This is a genomic window from Amycolatopsis sp. NPDC005961 (assembly GCF_040629235.1).
Classification (GTDB): Bacteria; Actinomycetota; Actinomycetes; order Mycobacteriales; family Pseudonocardiaceae; genus Amycolatopsis; species Amycolatopsis camponoti.
In genome coordinates this window covers 17932-36839 of record NZ_JBEXVF010000088.1, presented here as the reverse complement: position 1 = coordinate 36839, position 18908 = coordinate 17932, and the positions used below count along the sequence as shown (strand labels likewise).

The window sequence follows — 18908 nt, the reverse complement described above, 5'->3', positions numbered from 1 at the left end:
GCTGGCCGAGCGCACGCCCGGTGTCGCGCTGGACGAGCGGCGGTTCCGGGCCAACCTCCTGCTGGACACCGGCCCGGCGCCGGACCGGGCCGAGGAGGCCTGGGTGGGGGAGCGCGTCCGCGTCGGCGAGGTCGAGCTGGAGATCCTCCGCAAGGCCGTCCGCTGCGTGATGGTCGGGCTGCCGGCCGACGAGCTGCCGGCCGCGCCCGGGCTGCTCAAGTCGATCTCGGACACCAACGGCCTGACTTTCGGCGTGCAGGCCCGCGTCGTGCGCGGCGGCACGATCCGCGTCGGGGACGACGTCCACCCACTGGGATGTTCCGCGGCTCACAGTCCCTAGGGAATTCACCCCCTCCGGAGCATGTTTGATGCGGTAGGACGAAAGGGGCGTCAGGTGGATTTCCTGCTGCACCACGGAATCACGGTGCTCGGTCAGTGGATCTCGATCGCGGAGCTCGCCGGGCAGGTGTTCGCGCTCGCCGTCGTGTTCCTTGCGCAGCGTCGCACCCTGTGGACGTGGCCCGTGCAGGTCGGCGCGACCGTGCTGCTCTTCGCCGTCTACGCCTCCGCGCACCTCGGCGGGCTCGCCGCCCGCCAGGTCGCCATCCTCGCCATCTCCGTCTACGGCTGGTGGGCCTGGACCCGCCGCCAGGACCCGGTGTTCGGCGTGGTCGTGCGGCAGGGCCGGCTCGCCGAGCGGCTGGCCATGCTCGGCGCCTTCGTCGTGGGCACGACCGCGATGGCCCTGGTCCTCGACGCGCTGAACGCGTCCTGGGCGCCCTGGCCGGACGCCGCCATCTTCGTCGGCACGCTCGTCGCCTTCGGGGCGCAGGGGGCGGGGCTCGTCGAGTTCTGGCTGGTCTGGCTGGTCGTCGACGCGATCGGCGTGCCGCTGCAGATCTCGTCCGGGCTGTACTTCTCCGCCGCGATCTACATCGTCTTCGCCGGGCTCGTCATCCACGGCTGGTGGAGCTGGAACCGCTCCGCCAAGAGCGTCGCCGACCGTCAGGTCATGGCAGCATCCAGCTGAGCACCGGCGTGCTCTGCCCGAGCACGATCAGGCACATCACCAGCAGCAGCCCCAGGCTCCACGGGAGCACCTTCCGCAGCAGCTTGCCCTCCTCGCCCGGCAGGTTCGCCGCCACGCAGGCGATCGTGAGGTTCTGCGGGGAGACCATCTTGCCGAGGACGCCGCCGGAGCTGTTGGCCGCGGCCAGGAGGTCGGCGGCCAGGCCCGTCTTGTTCGCCGCCGTCACCTGCAGCGCGCCGAACAGCGCGTTCGCCGACGTGTCCGAGCCCGAGACGGCGACGCCGAACCAGCCCAGCACCGGGGAGAGGAACGCGAGGCCCGCGCCGGCGGCCGCGATGAACGTGCCGATCGTGGTCGTCTGGCCGGACAGGTTCATCACGTAGGCCAGCGCGAGCACGCCGGTGACGGTGAGGATCGCGAACCGCAGCTCCTTGACCGTCGCCAGCCATTCCTGCACGGTCCCGCTCGCCGACACGGCCAGGATCGCGGCCGTGATGACGCCGGCCAGCAGCACGAGCGTGCCGCCGGTGTTGAGGAACGGCAGCGAGAACGTGTTGCCGGACACCGGTTTCCCGTTCGGGCCGATGACGTTCAGCCCGGGCCAGTGGAACTTCCAGGTCGCCTTGTCCAGCAGCTTCTTGATCGGCGGCAGCACGGCCAGCGAGAAGATCACGATGATCAGCGCGTAGGGCAGGTAGGCCTTCACGACGTCGTCGCGCGAGTCCTCCGGCGGCACCTCTTCGGTCGCCGTCCCGCCCCCGCCCATGCTGATCCGGACGGCCTCGGGCACCGGGCGGCGGGTCTGCGGCAGCGCGACCAGCGCGGCGGCGCCGGCGAGCGCGGCGCCGATGTCGGCCAGCTGCGGCGACACGAAGTTCGAGGCGAGGAACTGCACGAGCCCGAACGCGACGCCGCAGACCAGCGCGGGCAGCCAGGTGTCCTTCAGGCCGCGCTTGCCGTCGACGATGATCACCAGCAGCAGCGGCACGACCAGCGCGAGCAGCGGCGTCTGGCGGCCGACGATCGAGGAGACGTCCTGCAGGGGCAGCCCGGTGACCTGGGCGAGGGTGACGACGGGCGTGCCCATCGCGCCGAACGCGACCGGCGCGGTGTTCGCGACCAGCGCGACGACCGCGGCCTTCACCGGGTGGAAGCCGACGGCCACCAGCATCACGGCGCTGATCGCGACCGGCGCGCCGAAGCCGGCGAGGGCCTCCATGAGCGCGCCGAAGCAGAACGCGATGATCAGGGCCTGGATGCGCGGGTCGTCGGAGATCCGGCCGAACGAGCGGCGCAGGACGTCGAAGTGCCCGGTCCGCACGGTGAGCCGGTAGATCCACAGCGCGTTGACGACGATCCACATGATCGGCCACAGCCCGAAGGCGGCGCCCTGCAGCGCGCCGGAGACGGCTTGCACGACCGGCATGCCGTACGCGGCGATCCCGACGACGAGCGCGACGAGCAGCCCGATCAGGGCGGCGTGGTGGGCTCTCATCCGGACGACGCCGAGGAGCACGAGAACGGTGGCGAGCGGCAGCACGGCGACGAGCGCCGACAGGCCCAGCGAACCGAGGGGAGTCACGTCTTGCACGAACACGGGCGACCTCCGTTTTCCACGATGCGAAAACGGCCTTTCGGCGAGTGCCCGAGATCTTCGTCACAAACCGGTCGGTCCGTCAAGAACTTGAGACCGGTTGGCCCAACGAGTCAGCGGTTGACCGGCAGCACGGCCAGGGCGGTTTCGGCGATGCCGCGCAGGTCGGCCTGGTCGCAGCCGCCCTTGCCCAGGGCTTCGATGCCGCGCAGGGTCGCGAGGAGGAGGCCGGCCAGGCGGGCGGGGTCGTGGCCCGCGGCGATGTCACCGGCGCGCTGGGCTCCGGCGACGCACGCCGTCAGCATGGCGTTCAGCTCGCGGAACGCGCGCCGGGCCCGCGCCGCGACCTCCGGGTCGTGTTCGGCGCATTCGGCCGCGGATTTCGCGATCAGGCAGCCCCGGTGGATGTCGTCGGCGATGACGGCTTCGGCGTCGGCCAGGACGTAGTCGCGCAGCCGCCGGTAGGCGGTCTCGTCGGGGCCTTCGAGCTTGCGACGCGTCGCCTCGACGGCTTCGACGCAGTAATCGTCGAAGACGCGCAGGAACAACGCGTGTTTGTCCCCGAACGCGCCGTAGAGGCTGCCTTTGCCGAGGCCGGTCGCCGCGGCGACGTCGTCGATCTTCGTCCCGGCGTACCCGGTCGACCAGAACTGGTCCCGTGCGGTGCGCAGGACCGCACGCTCGTCGAAGCTCCGGGGTCTGGCCATGGGCTCAGGGTATCCGTTCTTGACTATCTCGTCCAGAACCACGTACGTTCTGGACGAGATAGTCAAGAACTCGGAGGGCATCGTGAACCTGGAGAACAAGACCGCGCTCGTGACCGGTGGCGGAACCGGCATCGGCCTGGGCATCGCCAAGCGCTTCGCGGCCGAAGGCGCCCACGTCGTCATCACCGGGCGGCGCAAAGAGGTGCTCGACGACGCCGTCGCCGAGATCGGCGGCTCGGTGCAGGCGATCCGCGCCGACTCCTCGAACCTGGCCGACCTCGACGAGGTCTACCGCGCGATCGCCGAGCGCGGCCGCGGGCTGGACGTCGTGGTGGCCAACTCCGGCGGCGGCGTTTCGGCCCCGCTGGGCGAGATCAGCGAGGAGCAGTTCGACGCGACCTTCGGCACGAACGTCAAGGGCGTGCTGTTCACCGTGCAGAAAGCCTTGCCGCTGCTGAACGAGAAGGCGTCGATCATCATCACCGGCTCGACGACGTCGACGCGCGTCGCCTCAGGCATGAGCCTCTACGCCTCGACGAAGGCCGCCGTCCGCAACTTCGCCCGCACCTGGGCGCTCGACCTGCAGGGACGCGGAGTGCGCGTCAACGTCCTGAGCCCCGGGCCGACGCTGACGCCGGGTCTGCTCGGGCTGGCCGAACCCGGGGCGCAGCAGCAGCTGCTCGACCAGATGGCGGCGGCCGTCCCGCTGGGCCGCCTGGGCGACCCGTCGGAGATCGCCGCGGCCGCGCTGTTCCTGGCCACCGAAGAGGCGAGCTTCGTCAACGGCGTCGAGTTCTTCGTCGACGGCGGCCAGGCTCAGGTCTGAGCGTCTAGCGCAGGGTGGCGTGCGAAGGCGTCAGGTCCTTCAACGTCCGGACGCCCAGCAGCTGCATCGTGCGGACCATCTCGGTGCGCAGGATGTCGACGCACCGCTGGACCCCGCGCTCGCCGCCGGCCATCAGGCCGTACAGGAACGCGCGGCCGACCAGCACGGCGTCGGCGCCGCGGGCGATGGCCGCCACGATGTCGCCGCCCGACAGGATGCCCGTGTCGATCCAGACCTCGGCGCCGCCCTGGAGCTCGTCGAGCACCGCCGGCAGCAGCTCCAGGGGCGTCGGGGCGCGGTCGAGCTGGCGGCCGCCGTGGTTCGAGATCAGCACCGCGTCGGCGCCGTGCTTGACGACGTCACGCGCGTCGTCGACGTTCTGCACGCCCTTCACCACGAGCTTCCCGGGCCAGGTCTGGCGCACCCAGTCGAGGTCGTCGAAGTTCAGCGTCGGGTCGAAGAGCTTGTTCAGCAGCTCGGCGACCGTGCCGCCGAAGTGGTTGAGCGACGCGAACTGCAGGGGCTCGGTGGTGAGCAGGTTGAACCACCACGCCGGGTGCGTCGCGCCGTCGAGGAACGTCTTGAGGGTCAGCGCCGGCGGGATGGTCAGGCCGTTGCGGACGTCGCGCAGGCGCGCGCCGCCGACCGGGGTGTCCACGGTCAGCATCAGCGTGTCGTAGCCCGCCGCCCAGGCGCGATTCATCAGATCTTCGCCCGCGCCGTGGTCGCGCCAGACGTAGAGCTGGAACCACTTGCGGGCCTCGGGCGCCGCCGCGGCGAGGTCCTCGATCGACGTCGTCGCCATCGTCGAGAGGCCCACCGGGATGCCGTTGCGCTGCGCCACGCGGCCGACCGCGGCTTCGCCCTCGTGCTGCATCATCCGCGTGAACCCGGTGGGGGCGAAGGCGAACGGCAGCGCCGAGGTCTTGCCGAGGATCTCGCGGGAGGTGTCCACATCGGACACTCCGCGCAGCACGTTCGGGTGGAACTCGATCCGCCGGTAGGCCTGGCGGGCGCGCAGCAGGCTGTCTTCCAGCTCGGCCGCGCCGTCGGTGTAGTCGAACGCCGCCCGCGGAGTCCGCTTGCGGGCGATCGTCCGCAGGTCGGCGATGGTGTGGGCGTTCGCCAGCCGCCGGTCGGTCGGGTTCAGCACGATCGGCTTCGGCCGCAGGATCTGCTTCAGCTCGTCCGGCTTGGGCAGTCGGCGCTTCGTCACCCTCATCAACTCCCTGAGCAGGCGGGACCCGGCAGACATCCGATGTCTGCCGGGTCCCTTTCTAGCACGGTGTCTCTAGCACCAGGTCACGCGTTACCGGCTTCCGACGTCTGCGGCCCGGCGGCCGCGATGTCGTCGAGCCGGTACTTCGTGGCCGCGTCGAGGACCTTCGCCTGCTCGACCTCGCCGCGCTTGGCCAGGATCGACAGCGCCCCGACGGTGATCGACTCGGCGTCGACCAGGAACTTCCGCCGCGCCGCCGGCCGGGTGTCGGAGAACCCGAACCCGTCGGTGCCCAGCGTCAGCATGTCCGTCGGCACGTACGGGCGGATCAGGTCCGGCACCGCGCGCATCCAGTCCGACACCGCCACGACCGGGCCGTTCGAGCCCAGGAGCGCCTCGGTGACGTACGGCACGCGCGGCTCGCTGCCCGGGTAGAGCAGGTTGTCGTGGTCGATCTCGACGGCCTCGCGCCGCAGCTCGGTCCACGACGTGGCCGACCACACCGACGCCCGCACGCCCCACTCCTCGGCCAGCATCTTCTGGGCCTTGAGCGCGTCCGGCATCGTGACGCCCGAGACCAGGATCTGCACCTCCGGGCCGTCGCCCTCGGGGGCGCCGGCGTACTTGTACAGACCCTTCAGCAGGCCGTCGACGTCGAGGTTCTCCGGCTCGGCGGGCTGCTGGTACGGCTCGTTGTAGATCGTCATGTAGTAGAAGACGTTCTCGCCGTTGCCGTCCGGGCCCGTCTCGCCGTACATCCGGCGCAGGCCGTCCTTGACGATGTGCGCGATCTCGAACGACCACGACGGGTCGTAGGCCACCGCGGCCGGGTTCGTCGCCGCCAGCAGCAGCGAGTGCCCGTCGGCGTGCTGCAGGCCCTCGCCGGTCAGCGTGGTGCGGCCGGCGGTGGCGCCGATGACGAACCCGCGGGCCATCTGGTCGGCGGCGGCGTACAGGCCGTCACCGGTGCGCTGGAACCCGAACATCGAGTAGAAGATGTAGATCGGGATCATCGGCTCGCCGTGCGTCGCGTACGACGTGCCGACGGCGGTGAACGACGCGGTCGAGCCCGCCTCGTTGATGCCCTCGTGGAGCAGCTGGCCCTTCTCGGACTCCTTGTAGGCCAGCATCAGGCTCGCGTCGACCGACGTGTACGTCTGGCCGTGCGGGTTGTAGATCTTGGCCGTCGGGAACATCGAGTCGAGGCCGAAGGTGCGGGCCTCGTCCGGGATGATCGGGACGACGCGCTTGCCGATCTCGGAGTCCTTCGCCAGCTCGCGGACCAGCCGGACGAACGCCATCGTCGTGGCGACCTCCTGCTTGCCGGAGCCCTTCCGGATGCCTTCGTAGACCTTGTCGCCGGGCAGCACGAGCGCCTTCGAGGCCTTCGGCCGGCGTTCCGGCAGGAAGCCGCCGAGCGCCTTGCGGCGGCCGATCAGGTACTCGATCTCGGGCGAGTTCGCGCCCGGGTGGTAGTACGGCGGCAGCTTCGGGTCGCGCTCGAGCTCCTCGTCGCTGATCGGGATCCGCTGCGAGTCGCGGAACAGCTTCAGGTCGTCGAGGGTGAGCTTCTTCATCTGGTGCGTGGCGTTGCGGCCCTCGAAGGCCGGGCCCAGGCCGTAGCCCTTGATCGTGTGGGCCAGGATCACCGTCGGCTGGCCGTGGTGCTCCAGCGCCGACTTGTAGGCCGCGTACACCTTGCGGTAGTCGTGGCCGCCGCGCTTGAGGTTCCAGATGTCGGCGTCGGAGAGGTCCTTGACCAGGTCCTTCGTCCGCGGGTCGCGGCCGAAGAAGTGCTCCCGGACGAAGGCGCCGTCGTTGGCCTTGTACGTCTGGTAGTCGCCGTCCGGCGTGACGTTCATCAGGTTGACCAGCGCGCCGTCGCGGTCGGCGTGCAGCAGCGAGTCCCACTCGCGGCCCCAGATGACCTTGATGACGTTCCAGCCGGCGCCGCGGAAGTACGACTCCAGCTCCTGGATGATCTTGCCGTTGCCGCGCACCGGGCCGTCGAGCCGCTGCAGGTTGCAGTTGATCACGAAGGTCAGGTTGTCGAGGCCTTCGCCGGCGGCGATGTGGATCAGGCCGCGCGACTCCGCCTCGTCCATCTCGCCGTCGCCGAGGAACGCCCAGACGTGCTGGTCGTCGGTGTCCTTGATGCCGCGGTCGCGCAGGTAGCGGTTGAACCGCGCCTGGTAGATGGCGTTCATCGGGCCGAGGCCCATCGACACCGTCGGGTTCTCCCAGAACTCCGGCATCAGCCGCGGGTGCGGGTACGACGGCAGGCCGCCGCCCTCGCCGGCGTGCGAGTACTCCTGGCGGAAGCCGTCGAGCTGCTGCTCGGACAGCCGGCCCTCGAGGAACGCGCGGGCGTAGATGCCGGGGGAGGCGTGGCCCTGGATGTAGATCTGGTCGCCGCCGCCCGAGTGGTCCTTGCCGCGGAAGAAGTGGTTGAACCCGACTTCGTAGAGCGCGGCGGACGAGGCGTAGGTCGAGATGTGGCCACCGACGCCGACGCCCGGGCGCTGCGCCCGGTGCACCATGATCGCGGCGTTCCACCGGATGTAGGCCCGGTAGCGGCGCTCGATCTCCTCGTCACCGGGGAACCACGGTTCGTTCTCGGTGGGGATGGTGTTGACGTAGTCCGTCGAGGTCAGCGCGGGTACGCCGACGTTGCGTTCACGAGCGCGCTCCAGGATGCGCAGCATCAGGTACCGGGCCCGCTGCTGACCTCCCCTGGCCAGCGCCTCGTCGAAGGAGTCCAGCCACTCGGCGGTCTCCTCCGGGTCGATGTCGGGCAGGTGCGCAGCCAATCCGTCACGGATTACGCGTACGCGTGCCGGGGTCTCCTTGCCGGAGGCGCCGTCGTTCTGCGGGGCCAAGGGGTCTCCTTGCGAAAAGTTGCAGCCGGTGGTGCTCGTACTCGGGGGTGTACGACTCTCCATCGTCGTCTTCCGTCCCGGCTTCCGCACCGCTACTGCGCGGTAACATCGGCCGACCCGGTCGAGCCACTCCCCGCGCGCGGTGTATCGCGCGCGCGTTTTCTTCCTCCCCACCCTAGGGGACGCCCCCCGATGGGGTGGCAGACCGGTCCCGGGAGGTACCCGAAACGCCGTCGCGCGAGGCCGGTCGCGGGCCGTATCCTGCGACACGAGTTGTCATAGATCCGGTGTGGACGGTTGCGCGCGGAGCCCTACCAGTGTTCGCTATCGGCAACCGGGTCGCCGAGTGTGGCGCAGCCGTACCCTCGCGAAGGGGGTCGGACGCCACGCTCCGTCGTAGTTGGAGGAGTGAAAGCAGTGGTCGCCGCGGGAGACGCTGATCAGAGCAGCGTCGCCGAGAGGCTCGGCATCAAGCCCGAGATGGTGGTCCAGGAGATCGGCTGGGACGAGGACGTCGACGACGACGTCCGCGCGGCGATCGAGGAGCAGATCGGCGGGGACATCCTCGACGAGGACGCCGACGAGGTCATCGACGTGGTGCTGCTGTGGTGGCGCCAGGACGACGGTGACCTGGGTGACGCGCTCATCGACGCCAGGGGCCCCCTGGAGGAGACCGGCGTGATCTGGGTGCTCACCCCGAAGACGGGACAGCCCGGGCACGTCGAGCCGAGCGAGATCGCGGAAGCGGTACCCGTCGTCGGGCTCGCCCAGACCGCCAACATGAGTGTGGGACCGAACTGGATCGGCACGCGCCTGGTCTCTCCGAAGTCGAAGTCGAAGCAGCGCTGAACCGGCCCCGCCCGGCGGACACGATAGGGTTGTCCTCGCAGGCACGTGTCCGTACGGGAGAGGAAACGCGGTATGACCGTCGAGGTCGGTTCTGAGGCCCCTGACTTCACGCTCAACGACTACAACAAGCAGCCGGTGCAGCTGTCGTCCTTCCGGGGTGACAAGCCGGTGCTGGTGGTCTTCTACCCGTTCGCGTTCAGCGGCATCTGCACCGGCGAGCTCTGCCAGCTCCGCGACGAGTTCGCCGACTACGACAACAAGGGTGTCCAGATCCTGGGCGTCTCGGTCGACACGCCGTTCTCGCTCAAGGCGTGGGCCGAGAAGGAGGGCTACCAGTTCCCGCTGCTGTCCGACTTCTGGCCCCACGGCGAGGTGGCGAAGGCGTACGGCGTGTTCAACGAGCAGGCGGGCCTGGCGGTCCGCGGCACGTTCCTGATCGACACCACCGGTGTGGTCAGGTTCGCCGAGGTCAACGCGCCCGGCGAGGCGCGCGACCAGCAGGGCTGGAAGAAGGCCGTGGCCGAACTGGCGTGATTTCCCCGGCCGGCGGCTCCTTTGCGGAGCTGCCGTCCGAGGGGCGCATAGCTCAGCGGAAGAGCACTCGGTTTACACCCGAGCGGTCGCAGGTTCGAACCCTGCTGCGCCCACCGAACCCCGCCCCATCCGGTGATTCCTCATCGAATGGGGCTTCGTCGTTTTCCCCGGCCGGAGCCCGCGTCGGCTCGTGGCCGGCACGCCGTTTACCACTCGGGGTTCAACCGGGCGATGAGCGGCACCAAGAACACCTACTCGCGGGCCGCAAGCGTCAAGAACGCCCGTGCGGTCGTCGACGCGCTGCAAAGCTCCGATCCGTCGGTGGTCCTCGTCTGACTCCCCCCGACGACGCGGCGTCCCCGAGAACCCCGGGGACGCCGCGCGCGGTCAGGCCGCGACGGCCGGCTCCGGGGCGGCCGTCTCCACGCGGCTCATCGCGTGCACCAGCAGCGCCAGCCCCGCGAACAGCACCGCTGCGATCACGCCGGCCACGTTCACCGCCGTGGTGAACGCCTCTTTCGCCTGGTCCGCCAGCTCCGCGCGCGTGACGTCCGCCGCGAGCGTCGTCCCCGCCGGGAACACCGCGTGGTAGACCGCCGTCCCCGTCAGGCCGAGCAGGGCCAGCCCCAGCGAGCCGCCCAGGTAGTTGCCCGTGTCCGCCATCGACGCCGCCGACCCCGCGCGCTCCGGCGGGACCGAGCCCAGCACCAGGCTGATGCCCAGCGCGAACAGCGGGCCGGTGCCCAGCGTCAGCACCGCGATCCCGAGCATCGTCAGCGGCAGACCGCCGGTGCAGGCCAGCAGGGCGCCGCCTACCGCCGAGACCACCAGGCCGCCCGCGATCGCCGTCGCCGGGGGCATCCGGCGGGCCAGGGACGGCGCCGCCATCGTGCCCGCCGCGACGCCCAAACCCATCGGGGCGAACAGCACCGCCGAGACGAGCGGCGAGTAGCCCAGGACGCTCTGCAGGTACTGCGTCACGAGCAGCCCGACGCCGGCCATCGCGACCCCGGCGAAGACCAGCGCGACCAGCACCGCGGTGAACGGCCGGTTCCGGAACAGCCGCAGGTCCAGCAACGGCGACGACGTCGTCAGCTGGCGGCGGGCGAAAACGGCGCCGAGCGCGGCTCCGGCGGCGGTCGCGGCGAGGGGCACGAGCAGCTCCCCGGTGGTCAGCTGCTTGAGCCCGAACACGATCAGCAGTACGGCGGCCAGCGAAAGGGCGACACCGGCGAAGTCGAGCCGGCCGGACGAGGGGGCGCGGAACTCCGGCAGCAGGATCGGCCCGGCGATCAGCAGCAGGCCCATGGCCGGCACGGCGACCAGGAAGACCGAGCCCCAGGCGAAGTGCTGCAGCAAGAACCCGGCGAGCACCGGGCCGGCCGAGCCGCCCGCGAACTGGCACGTCGCCCAGATCGAGATCGCCTTCCCGCGCTGCTTCTCGTCGCGGAACATGTTCGTGATCAGGGCGAGCGTCGACGGCATCAGCGTCGCCCCGGCGATGCCGAGCGCGCCGCGGGCCACGATGAGCATCGCCGGGCTGGTGGAGAACGCGGCGACGACCGACGTCACCGCGAAGGCGGCACCCCCGATCAAGAGCAGCCGGCGCCTTCCGATCCGGTCGCCGAGGGTGCCCATGGTGATCACGAAGCCCGCGACCACGAAGCCGTAGCTGTCGGTGATCCACAGCTGCTCGGTGGCGCTCGCCCCGAGGTCGGCGCTCAGCTGCGGCAGGGCGAGGAACAGCGAGGTCATGTCCATCGCGACGAGCAGGGTGGGCAGCACCAGCACCGTCAGCCCGAGCCACTCCCGCCGTCCGGCCGGCTTGTCCATTTCGACTCCTTCTCCGTGGTTCTTCACCCGGGGGTCGGAGCCGCCGGCGCGGACCGGACATGACCGCGAAAACTTTCTCGAGCCGATCCCGAGGAGCCGCGGACGTGCCCCGAGAACCGCGCGAACCGGTGTCCCGCTGATCGGGACCGTTGTCAGGATCCGATGAGAGCTCCCGGAATTTCCTGGCACATAACCAAAAAAGCGCCGCGAGCGGTAACGGGCGATCGGCGGTCACCGACAGGGAGGGCGGCAAGTGACCAACTCACCCGAGGGGGAACCTGTGAAGGGTTCAGGGTTTTTGAAACGAGCCGCCGCCGTCGTGGCGGTGCCCGTGCTCGCCGTGCTCGTGGGGGCCGGTCCGGCGCAGGCGCAGGCGGTCGCCACCGGAACGCTGTCGTTCGGCGGTGACCCGGGCGACTGGATCAGCGGGGGCGGCAGCTACGCCTATTCGACGGACGCGAAGGACCGCCTCACCGTCAACGCGACGGAGGACCACAACCACGTCGCCGTGAGCGTCAGCGCCTTCAACGGCGACTGGTGGACGCTCGACCTGGCCGCACCGGCCGGGACGGGCCTGGCCGCCGGTACCTACGACGGTGCCACCCGGTACCCGTTCGAGGGAGGCGACGCGCCGGGGCTGGACCTGAGCGGGAACGGCCGGGGCTGCAACACCCTGACCGGCACCTTCACCGTCCAGAAGCTGGTGTTCGGGCCGCACGGGTACGTCCAGACGCTCGACGCCACCTACGAGCAGCACTGCGAGGGGGGCACCTCCGCCGCCCGCGGTGAGGTCCACATCGCGAACCCGGAGGCGCCGCCGGAGCTGGCGATCGGGCTGAAGGTCGCCACCGACGGCACCGCGAGCACGCTCAACGGCAACGCCTACCTGCACGGCACCGTCGGCTGCACCGCCGCGGCGCAGGTCACCCTGAGCGGCACCGCGACGCAGGTCAAGCACAACGTCATCATCCGCGGCAACTACTCCGCCCAGGTCGCCTGCACGCCGGGCGCCCCGGTGCCGTGGACCGCGACCGCGGTCCCGGCGGGTACCACGCCGTTCCAGAAGGGGAAGGCGGAGGTCGTCACCCAGGCGACCGCGCTGGATCCGGTCTACAACTCCAACGTCTCGGTCGACGACACGAGCGTCGTCACCCTGACCAAGGGCTGAGCACCAAGCCGTGGGGCCGCCCGGCGAGGCGGCCCCACGGCCTAAGCCGCGTGCCAGGCGTGGCCGGCGAAGGCCTCGTCCAGGGGTGCGCCCGTCAGGCGGTTCGCGAACGTCGTCAGCGTGTACGTCCCGATGCCCAGCACCACCTCCAGGGCGTTCCGGGGCGTGTACCCGGCCTCGGTGAACGCGGCCAGCTCCGCGGGTGGGACGTCGCCGGTCGTGTCCATCACCGTCAGCACGAACCTGCGCAGCGCCTCCAACCGGGGTGACGGCAGCGAAGACTCGGCCCGCAACGCCGCAACCAGCTCCGGCGGGGCGGACAAGCCGTGCAGGGACGCCGTGTGCATCGCCACGCACAGGTGACACCCGTTCCGGGCGGCCACCGTCATGACGAGCACTTCGCGGTCCAGCGCCGGCAGTGTCGTGGACTCGAAGATCGCGTTGAGCTTCAGGAAACCGTTCAGCAGCTCGGGGGACGTCGCCAGGCGTGCGACGGCGGACGGGACGTGGCCGAACTTCTTCGCGGTGGCCGCCATCGCCGGGCGGGCGGCCGGGGGTGCAGACTCCGGGGTGTGATCGGGGAACAAGACGTCTCCAGAGATAGGGTCGACAACGTGGTTGTCGAAACCGTAAACCTGGTTGTCGAATTTGGCAAGGGGTCATGACCGACGCGCCCGGCTACGAGCTGCCCTTTCTGCTCTTCGGCGGCTTCCGCACGCTCATCGACCGCCTCCACGCCGAGCTCGCGCGCCGCGGGCACCCGGACGTCCGCCCGTCCTACGGCTTCGCAATGCAGGCCATCGGCGTCCAGGGCGCGACGGCGTCGGAGATCGGCCGCCGCCTCGGCGTCTCCAAGCAGGCGGCGGGCAAGACGGTCGAGCGGCTCGAGAGGCTCGGGTACGCCGAGCGCGCCGACGACCCCGAGGACGCGCGGCGCAAGATCGTGCGGCTCACCGCGCACGGCGTCGACGCGCTGACGAAGTCAGCGGAGATCTTCGACGACCTGCGAAGGGACTGGGCGCGCACGGTCGGCGCCGAGCGGATGACCGCGCTCGAGACCGACCTGCGCGCCGTCGTCGGCCCGGCGGCCTACCGGCTCGACGCCGCCGGCTGGTTCAGCAGCTAGAAACCGCAGCCCGGGTCCGGTGCGTCCTCCGAGAGCGGGCTGCCCGCCGGGAGCACGTACAGGACTTCCAGCACCAGCGGCGTCGTCCCGAGGTTGCGGCCGATGTGCACCTGGTCGGGCTTCTCGGTGAACGCGCGCCCGGCCGCGAAGATGCCGTCGATGCTGCAGTCGGCCAGGTTGTGCGTCAGCGTCCCGGCCTTGACGTACGCGTAGAGCGTGCCGTCGTGGAAGTGCCAGCCGGTGTAGCCGCCGGGCTGGACGGTGATCTCCCGCAGGGTGTAGTCGGTGTGGCCGATGGTCTTCTGGGCCAGGATCGTGCCGGCGACGCCGCTGCCGGGCGTCGCGGAAGCGGTCCCGGACGCCAGCGTGAGGGCCAGCGCGGTCGTGGCGAAGAGCGTGACGGTCTTGCGCATCGGGCAGTTCCCCCTCAAGTCTTGCGCAGGGTGCGCCGCATCATCTTGCCCGATTCGGTGCGCGGCAGGCGATCGGTGAAGTCGAACCGCTTCGGGGTCTTGAACCCGGCCAGCTCCGCCCGGCAGTGCTCGGCCAGCCGCGCGGCCAGCGCGTCGTCGCCGGCCACCCCGGGCACCGGCTCGACGACGGCGACGACCCGCTGGCCCCACTCTTCGTCCGGCTCGCCGATCACCGCCGCGTCGGCGACGTCGGGGTGGCTCAGCAGCCGTGCCTCGATCTCGGCCGGGTAGATGTTGACCCCGCCCGACAGGATCAGGTCGGTCCGCCGGTCGAGCAGGAACACCCGGCCGGCGGCGTCGCGGTACCCGAAGTCGCCGACGGTGATGAACTCCCCGGACCGGGCGGCCGCGGTCTTCCCGGGGTCGCCGAGGTAGTCGATCGCGGTGTGGGCGGAGCTGAACCAGATCGTGCCCGGCTCGCCGTCCGGCAGCTCCGCACCGTGCCGAGCCAGCCGATCATCCGCTCCTTGACCTCGCGCGGGCAGGGCGCTGCGCCGTGGATCACGCTCACCAGGCTCGACAGGTCGTACCGCGCACGGACGTCCTCGGGCAGGCGCAGCATCCGGTGGAACATGGTCGGCACCAGGTGGGTATCGGTGACCTGGTGCTCTTCGACTAGCCGGAGCGTCTCCTCGGCGTCGAAGCGGTCCATCAGCACCGCGCTGTGCCCGAGGTGCATCGCGTTGACCGCGAACGACCCCGGCGCGGCGTGGTAGAGCGGGCACGCGACCAGGTGCACACCCGGTCCCGGCTCGACGCCGAACATCGCCATCAGGTCGCGGTGGATCGGGTGCAGGGACGGCGGCTTCCCGCTCAACGCGCGCCGGACGCCCTTGGGCCGCCCGGTGGTGCCCGAGGTGTAGAGCATCGTCTGGCCGGCGGTCCGCGGCTGCGGCGCGGTGGACGGCTCGTCCTCGCCCCACGACGCGTAGTCGCCCCAGCCCTCGGTCGCGCCGACCGAGAAGCGGGGCACGTCGAGGTCGCAGCCGCGCGCGATGTCCGCGTCGGCGACGACCACCCGCGCGCCGCTGTTCTCGACCACGTAGGCGATTTCGGCGGGTGACGACCGGTAGTTGACCGGGGTGAAGTACATCCCGGCCTGCAGCGTGGCGAACAGCAGCTCGAAGTAGGGGAGTCCGTTGTGGACGATCGCGACGACGCCGTCGCCCTCCCCGAGCCCCAGCCGGCGCAGCGCGTGCGTCAGCCGGTTCGCCCGCGCGGCCAGCTCGCCGAACGTCGCGGCCGTCCCGTCGGGCGCGAGCACCGCGAGGCGGTCCGGGTGCTGCTCTGCCACGTCGAAGAAGGTGCTCACGCACCGCACGCTACCGGGTACGGTGCGACGCATGGACGCGGAGCTTTTCGGGCAGGTGCTCGGTGCGGTGCGGGACTTCGTGCGCAAGGAGGTCGTGCCGCGTGAGGCGGAGATCGACGAGCGCGACGAGATCCCGGCGGAGATCCGGGAGAAGGCCGCCGAGCTGGGCCTGTTCGGCTGGGCGCTGCCGGAGGAGTACGGCGGCCTCGGCCTCGGCATGGCCGAAGACGTCCGGCTCGCCATCGAGCTCGGCCACACGACGCCCGCGTTCCGGTCGCTGTTCGGCACCAACAACGGCATCGCCGGCCAGGCGATCGTCCACTACGGGACGCCGGACCAGCGCACCCGCTGGCTGCCGCGGCTGGCCGCGGGACAGGCGATCGCGTCGTTCGCGCTCACCGAGGCCGAAGCCGGTTCGGACCCCGGCGGGCTGACCAGCCGCGCGGTCCGCGACGGCGACCGCTACCGGCTGTCCGGCACCAAGCGGTTCATCACCAACGCGCCCCTGGCCGAGGTCTTCGTCGCGTTCGCGCGCACGGACCTCGACAGCACGGGCAGCCGGGGCATCTCGGCCTTCCTGGTGCCCGCGGGCGCGCCCGGCGTCACCGTCGGCCCGCACGACGCCAAGATGGGCCAGGCCGGCGCGTGGACGTCGGAGGTGGTCTTCGACGACGTCGAGGTGTCCGCCGACGCGCTGGTCGGCGAGGAGGGCAAGGGCTTCGGCATCGCGATGGCCTCGCTCGCCCGCGGCCGGCTGCACATCGCGGCCCTGTGCGTCGGCATGGCCGAACGCGCGCTGTCCGAAGCCGTCGAGTACGCGCGGACGGCACGTCAGGGTGGCCGGGTGATCGGCGAGTACCAGCTCGTGCAGGCCCTGCTGGCGGAGTCGCACGCCGAGCTGGCGGCCGGCCGCGCGATGGTGCACGAAGCCGCCGCGAAGTACGACTCGGGCGAGGACCGGAAGCTCGGGCCGTCGTCGGCGAAGCTGTTCTGCACCGAGATGCTCGGCCGCGTCGCCGACCGCGCGGTCCAGGTGCACGGCGGCATGGGGTACGTCCGGGGTGTCACGGTCGAGCGGATCTACCGCGACGCGCGCCTGTTCCGGATCTACGAGGGCACCAGCGAGATCCAGAAGCTCGTCATCGCGCGGCAGCTGCTCAAGGACTGAACTTGCGCTGGAGTCCACTCCAGGACTTAGCGTGACGGCATGACCACCGCACAGCACAAGATCGGCTCGGGTTTCGGCGCCACCACCACGGCGGCCGAGGTCGTGGCTGGGATCGACCTGACCGGCAAGCTCGCGATCGTCACCGGCGGCTACTCGGGCATCGGCCTGGAGACGACGCGGGCGCTGACCGCCGCGGGCGCGCACGTCGTGGTCCCGGCCCGCCGCCGCGCCACGGCCGAAGAAGCCTTACGGGGCTTCGAAAACGTCGAGATCGACGAGCTGGACCTCGGTGATCTCGACAGCGTCCGCGCGTTCGCGGAGCGGTTCCTCGCCTCGGGGCGCGGGATCGACGTCTTCATCGGCAGCGCCGGGATCATGGCGCTGCCGGAGACCCGCGTCGGACCGGGCTGGGAAGCGCAGTTCGCGACCAACCACCTGGGCCACTTCGCCTTGGTGAACCGGCTTCGGTCCGCGTTCACCACCGGCGCCCGCGTCGTTTCGGTGTCGTCGCGCGGCCACCACTACGGCCCGGTCCGCTTCGACGACCTCGACTTCCGGCAGGGCTACGACAAGTGGCTCGCCTACGGCCAGGCCAAGACGGCGAACGTCCTCTTCGCCGTCCACCTTGACAAGCTGGCGCGCGACCACGGCGTCCGCGCGTTCGCCCTGCACCCGGGCCGGATCCTCACCGACCTGGTGCGCCACCTCGACCGCCAGGAGCTGGTCGACGCCGGCATGGTCGACGAGTCCGGGCAGGTCACCGGCGGCGCGAAGACGCCGGAGCAGGGCGCCGCGACCCAGGTCTGGGCGGCGACGTCCCCGCAGCTCGACGGTCTCGGTGGCGTCTACCTCGAGGACTGCGACATCGCCGAGCCCGCTCCCGCCGACGGCGGCCGCACGGGTGTCAAGGACTACGCGATCGACCCGGCGCAGGCCGAGCGGCTGTGGACGGCGTCGGCCGAGCTGACCGGCGTCGACGCGTTCTAGAGCTTCGCCACCAGCAGGTCGATCTCGTCCTCGGTGTTGTAGTAGTGCACCGACGCCCGGACCATGTCCGGCAGGTCGCGCGCGGTGAAGTCGAACTGCGCCGACGTCCGCGACGAGATCGAGGTGTTGATGTTCGCCTCGGCCAGCCGGGCCTTGACCTCCGCGGCAGGGGTGCCGTCGACGCTGAAGGTGACGATGCCGCACTTGCGGGCGCCGGCGTCGTGCACGCGCGCCCCGGCGTCGGCGAGCCGGGTGCGCAGGGTGGCCGCCAGCGACGCGACGCGCGTTTCGATGGCCGGCAGGCCCCAGCCGAGCGCGTAGTCGATCGCCGCGCCGAGGCCGAACACCGCCGCGAAGTCGCGTTCCCACACCTCGAAGCGCTTGGCGGTCGGGTCGACGACGTACTCCGTTGGCGACTCCCAGGTCGCCGAGTGCAGGTCGAGCATCGCGGGCTCCAGCCGTTCGCGCAGCCGCGGGTGCACGTACAGGAACCCGGTGCCGCGCGGGCCGCGCAGGTACTTGCGGCCGGTCGTCGACAGCGCGTCGCACTTGAGGCGCGTGACGTCGAGGTCGACCTGGCCGGCCGACTGGCACGCGTCGAGCAGGAACGGGATCCCGGCGGCTTCGGCGACCGCACCGATCTCCTCGGCCGGGTTGACCAGGCCGCCCTGGGTCGGCACGTGGCTGACGGCGATCAGCTTGACGTCGCCGTCGACGCGCCGCCGCAGCTCCTCGACGTCCAGCTGCCCCGACTCGTCGTCGCCGATCACCTCCACGACCGCGCCGGTGCGCTTGGCGACCTGCAGGAACGCGATGGCGTTGCTGGCGTACTCCGCGCGCGAGGTGAGGATCCGGTCACCGGTCCCGAACGGCAGCGCGTAGAACACCGCCTGCCACGAGCGGGTCGCGTTGTCGGTCAGGGCGATGTCGTCGGGCTCGCCGCCGACGAGCCGCGCCGCCGACGCGTACACCGCGTCGAGCCGATCCTGCGCCTCGGCGGCCGCTTCGTACCCGCCGACCAGCGCTTCGTGGCGCAGGTACTCGACGACGGTGTCGGTCACGACGGCCGGCGGGAGCGCGGAACCGGCGTTGTTGAAATGGACCACTTCGGCGCAGCCGGGCGTGTCACGGCGGGCGCGGTCGACGTCGAAGGTCATGTGAACTGAATACAGTAGCGACCTTCTGTATGCAATACTGGCCGCC

General features: G+C 71.0%; 19 protein-coding genes and 1 tRNA gene. 10 read left to right on the top strand and 10 right to left on the bottom strand.

Translation table 11 applies throughout. The annotated features are described in order from the left end of the window. The coding region (locus ABZ342_RS43295; RefSeq protein ID WP_360486246.1) for an MOSC domain-containing protein at window positions 1-340 on the top strand (340 nt) is incomplete at its 5' end. 54 nt (window positions 341-394) lie between these two features. Beyond that, window positions 395-1030 (top strand): nicotinamide mononucleotide transporter family protein, encoded by a 636-nt coding sequence (locus ABZ342_RS43290; protein ID WP_360486243.1) that lies wholly within the window; start codon window positions 395-397, stop codon window positions 1028-1030. Here ABZ342_RS43290 and ABZ342_RS43285 read toward each other — a convergent pair. Then, window positions 1011-2627, bottom strand: a complete 1617-nt coding sequence (locus tag ABZ342_RS43285; protein ID WP_360486240.1) for an L-lactate permease — start codon at window positions 2625-2627, stop codon at window positions 1011-1013. The two genes, ABZ342_RS43290 and ABZ342_RS43285, sit on opposite strands and share 20 nt — an antisense overlap. Before the next feature lie 110 nt (window positions 2628-2737). Further along, window positions 2738-3331 carry a TetR/AcrR family transcriptional regulator gene (locus ABZ342_RS43280; RefSeq protein WP_360486237.1) on the bottom strand — a complete coding sequence of 198 codons (594 nt, stop codon included), beginning with the start codon at window positions 3329-3331 and terminating at the stop codon, window positions 2738-2740. A gap of 82 nt (window positions 3332-3413) precedes the next feature. Here ABZ342_RS43280 and ABZ342_RS43275 point away from each other — a divergent pair, with 82 nt between their 5' ends. Continuing rightward, complete coding sequence (locus ABZ342_RS43275; protein ID WP_360486255.1) at window positions 3414-4157, top strand: SDR family oxidoreductase; 744 nt, start codon at window positions 3414-3416, stop codon at window positions 4155-4157. A gap of 4 nt (window positions 4158-4161) precedes the next feature. On the opposite strand, the gene ABZ342_RS43270 is transcribed toward ABZ342_RS43275, so the two are convergent. Together ABZ342_RS43270 and aceE are read right to left on the bottom strand one after the other, a co-directional pair. After that, window positions 4162-5373, bottom strand: coding sequence for an alpha-hydroxy acid oxidase (locus ABZ342_RS43270; protein WP_360486234.1), 1212 nt, complete (start codon window positions 5371-5373; stop codon window positions 4162-4164). 86 nt (window positions 5374-5459) lie between these two features. Then, window positions 5460-8255 carry a pyruvate dehydrogenase (acetyl-transferring), homodimeric type gene (aceE, locus tag ABZ342_RS43265; RefSeq protein ID WP_155545448.1) on the bottom strand — a complete coding sequence of 932 codons (2796 nt, stop codon included), beginning with the start codon at window positions 8253-8255 and terminating at the stop codon, window positions 5460-5462. Between the two features lie 417 nt (window positions 8256-8672). Here aceE and ABZ342_RS43260 point away from each other — a divergent pair, with 417 nt between their 5' ends. The 3 genes from ABZ342_RS43260 to ABZ342_RS43250 all read left to right on the top strand — a co-directional run bounded on the left by ABZ342_RS43260 (window position 8673) and on the right by ABZ342_RS43250 (window position 9751). Then, entirely contained in the window at window positions 8673-9104 is a 432-nt protein-coding gene (locus ABZ342_RS43260; RefSeq protein ID WP_155545449.1) for a DUF3052 domain-containing protein, read from the top strand. A 72-nt stretch (window positions 9105-9176) separates the two neighbouring features. Continuing rightward, complete coding sequence (locus ABZ342_RS43255) at window positions 9177-9638, top strand: peroxiredoxin (protein ID WP_155545450.1); 462 nt, start codon at window positions 9177-9179, stop codon at window positions 9636-9638. A gap of 41 nt (window positions 9639-9679) precedes the next feature. Further along, a tRNA-Val gene (locus tag ABZ342_RS43250) sits at window positions 9680-9751 on the top strand. Window positions 9752-10025: 274 nt separating this feature from the next. Here ABZ342_RS43250 and ABZ342_RS43245 read toward each other — a convergent pair. Then, the gene (locus ABZ342_RS43245; RefSeq protein WP_360486229.1) at window positions 10026-11471 is read right to left on the bottom strand and encodes an MFS transporter; all 1446 of its coding nucleotides are present in this window, start codon (window positions 11469-11471) and stop codon (window positions 10026-10028) included. 298 nt (window positions 11472-11769) lie between these two features. On the opposite strand from ABZ342_RS43245, the gene ABZ342_RS43240 reads away from it, so the two are divergent. Beyond that, window positions 11770-12639: a hypothetical protein gene (locus ABZ342_RS43240; protein ID WP_360486226.1), complete on the top strand. Its 870-nt coding sequence runs from the start codon at window positions 11770-11772 to the stop codon at window positions 12637-12639. Between the two features lie 41 nt (window positions 12640-12680). Here the strand turns inward: ABZ342_RS43240 and ABZ342_RS43235 are convergent, their stop codons facing one another. Next, entirely contained in the window at window positions 12681-13175 is a 495-nt protein-coding gene (locus ABZ342_RS43235; protein WP_360486252.1) for a carboxymuconolactone decarboxylase family protein, read from the bottom strand. Window positions 13176-13300: 125 nt separating this feature from the next. On the opposite strand from ABZ342_RS43235, the gene ABZ342_RS43230 reads away from it, so the two are divergent. After that, window positions 13301-13765 (top strand): MarR family winged helix-turn-helix transcriptional regulator, encoded by a 465-nt coding sequence (locus tag ABZ342_RS43230; RefSeq protein ID WP_360486223.1) that lies wholly within the window; start codon window positions 13301-13303, stop codon window positions 13763-13765. Here the strand turns inward: ABZ342_RS43230 and ABZ342_RS43225 are convergent. The 3 genes from ABZ342_RS43225 to ABZ342_RS43215 are packed head-to-tail and all read right to left on the bottom strand — an operon-like array spanning window position 13762 to window position 15550. Next, window positions 13762-14178 carry a cupin domain-containing protein gene (locus tag ABZ342_RS43225; RefSeq protein WP_155545456.1) on the bottom strand — a complete coding sequence of 139 codons (417 nt, stop codon included), beginning with the start codon at window positions 14176-14178 and terminating at the stop codon, window positions 13762-13764. The two genes, ABZ342_RS43230 and ABZ342_RS43225, sit on opposite strands and share 4 nt — an antisense overlap. A 14-nt stretch (window positions 14179-14192) precedes the next feature. Continuing rightward, window positions 14193-14522, bottom strand: coding sequence for a hypothetical protein (locus ABZ342_RS43220; protein ID WP_360486220.1), 330 nt, complete (start codon window positions 14520-14522; stop codon window positions 14193-14195). Beyond that, a complete protein-coding gene (locus ABZ342_RS43215) occupies window positions 14492-15550 on the bottom strand; it encodes an AMP-binding protein (protein ID WP_360486217.1) in 1059 nt (352 codons plus the stop codon). Before ABZ342_RS43215 ends, ABZ342_RS43220 begins: the two co-directional genes overlap by 31 nt. A gap of 31 nt (window positions 15551-15581) precedes the next feature. Here ABZ342_RS43215 and ABZ342_RS43210 point away from each other — a divergent pair, with 31 nt between their 5' ends. Next, complete coding sequence (locus tag ABZ342_RS43210; RefSeq protein ID WP_360486214.1) at window positions 15582-16718, top strand: acyl-CoA dehydrogenase family protein; 1137 nt, start codon at window positions 15582-15584, stop codon at window positions 16716-16718. 39 nt (window positions 16719-16757) lie between these two features. Beyond that, window positions 16758-17705: an SDR family NAD(P)-dependent oxidoreductase gene (locus ABZ342_RS43205; protein WP_360486211.1), complete on the top strand. Its 948-nt coding sequence runs from the start codon at window positions 16758-16760 to the stop codon at window positions 17703-17705. On the opposite strand, the gene ABZ342_RS43200 is transcribed toward ABZ342_RS43205, so the two are convergent. After that, window positions 17702-18862, bottom strand: coding sequence for an aminotransferase class V-fold PLP-dependent enzyme (locus tag ABZ342_RS43200; protein WP_360486208.1), 1161 nt, complete (start codon window positions 18860-18862; stop codon window positions 17702-17704). The genes ABZ342_RS43205 and ABZ342_RS43200 overlap by 4 nt on opposite strands. Window positions 18863-18908: the final 46 nt, after the last annotated feature.

Coding starts and splice junctions, on each gene's coding strand:
- ABZ342_RS43280 (WP_360486237.1), bottom strand. CDS start 3,331: ATGGCCAGACCCCGGAGCTTCGACGAGCGTGCGGTCCTGCGCACCGCA.
- ABZ342_RS43225 (WP_155545456.1), bottom strand. CDS start 14,178: ATGCGCAAGACCGTCACGCTCTTCGCCACGACCGCGCTGGCCCTCACG.
- ABZ342_RS43235 (WP_360486252.1), bottom strand. CDS start 13,175: ATGGCGGCCACCGCGAAGAAGTTCGGCCACGTCCCGTCCGCCGTCGCA.
- ABZ342_RS43230 (WP_360486223.1), top strand. CDS start 13,301: ATGACCGACGCGCCCGGCTACGAGCTGCCCTTTCTGCTCTTCGGCGGC.
- ABZ342_RS43210 (WP_360486214.1), top strand. CDS start 15,582: ATGGACGCGGAGCTTTTCGGGCAGGTGCTCGGTGCGGTGCGGGACTTC.
- ABZ342_RS43255 (WP_155545450.1), top strand. CDS start 9,177: ATGACCGTCGAGGTCGGTTCTGAGGCCCCTGACTTCACGCTCAACGAC.
- ABZ342_RS43200 (WP_360486208.1), bottom strand. CDS start 18,862: ATGACCTTCGACGTCGACCGCGCCCGCCGTGACACGCCCGGCTGCGCC.
- ABZ342_RS43245 (WP_360486229.1), bottom strand. CDS start 11,471: ATGGACAAGCCGGCCGGACGGCGGGAGTGGCTCGGGCTGACGGTGCTG.
- ABZ342_RS43205 (WP_360486211.1), top strand. CDS start 16,758: ATGACCACCGCACAGCACAAGATCGGCTCGGGTTTCGGCGCCACCACC.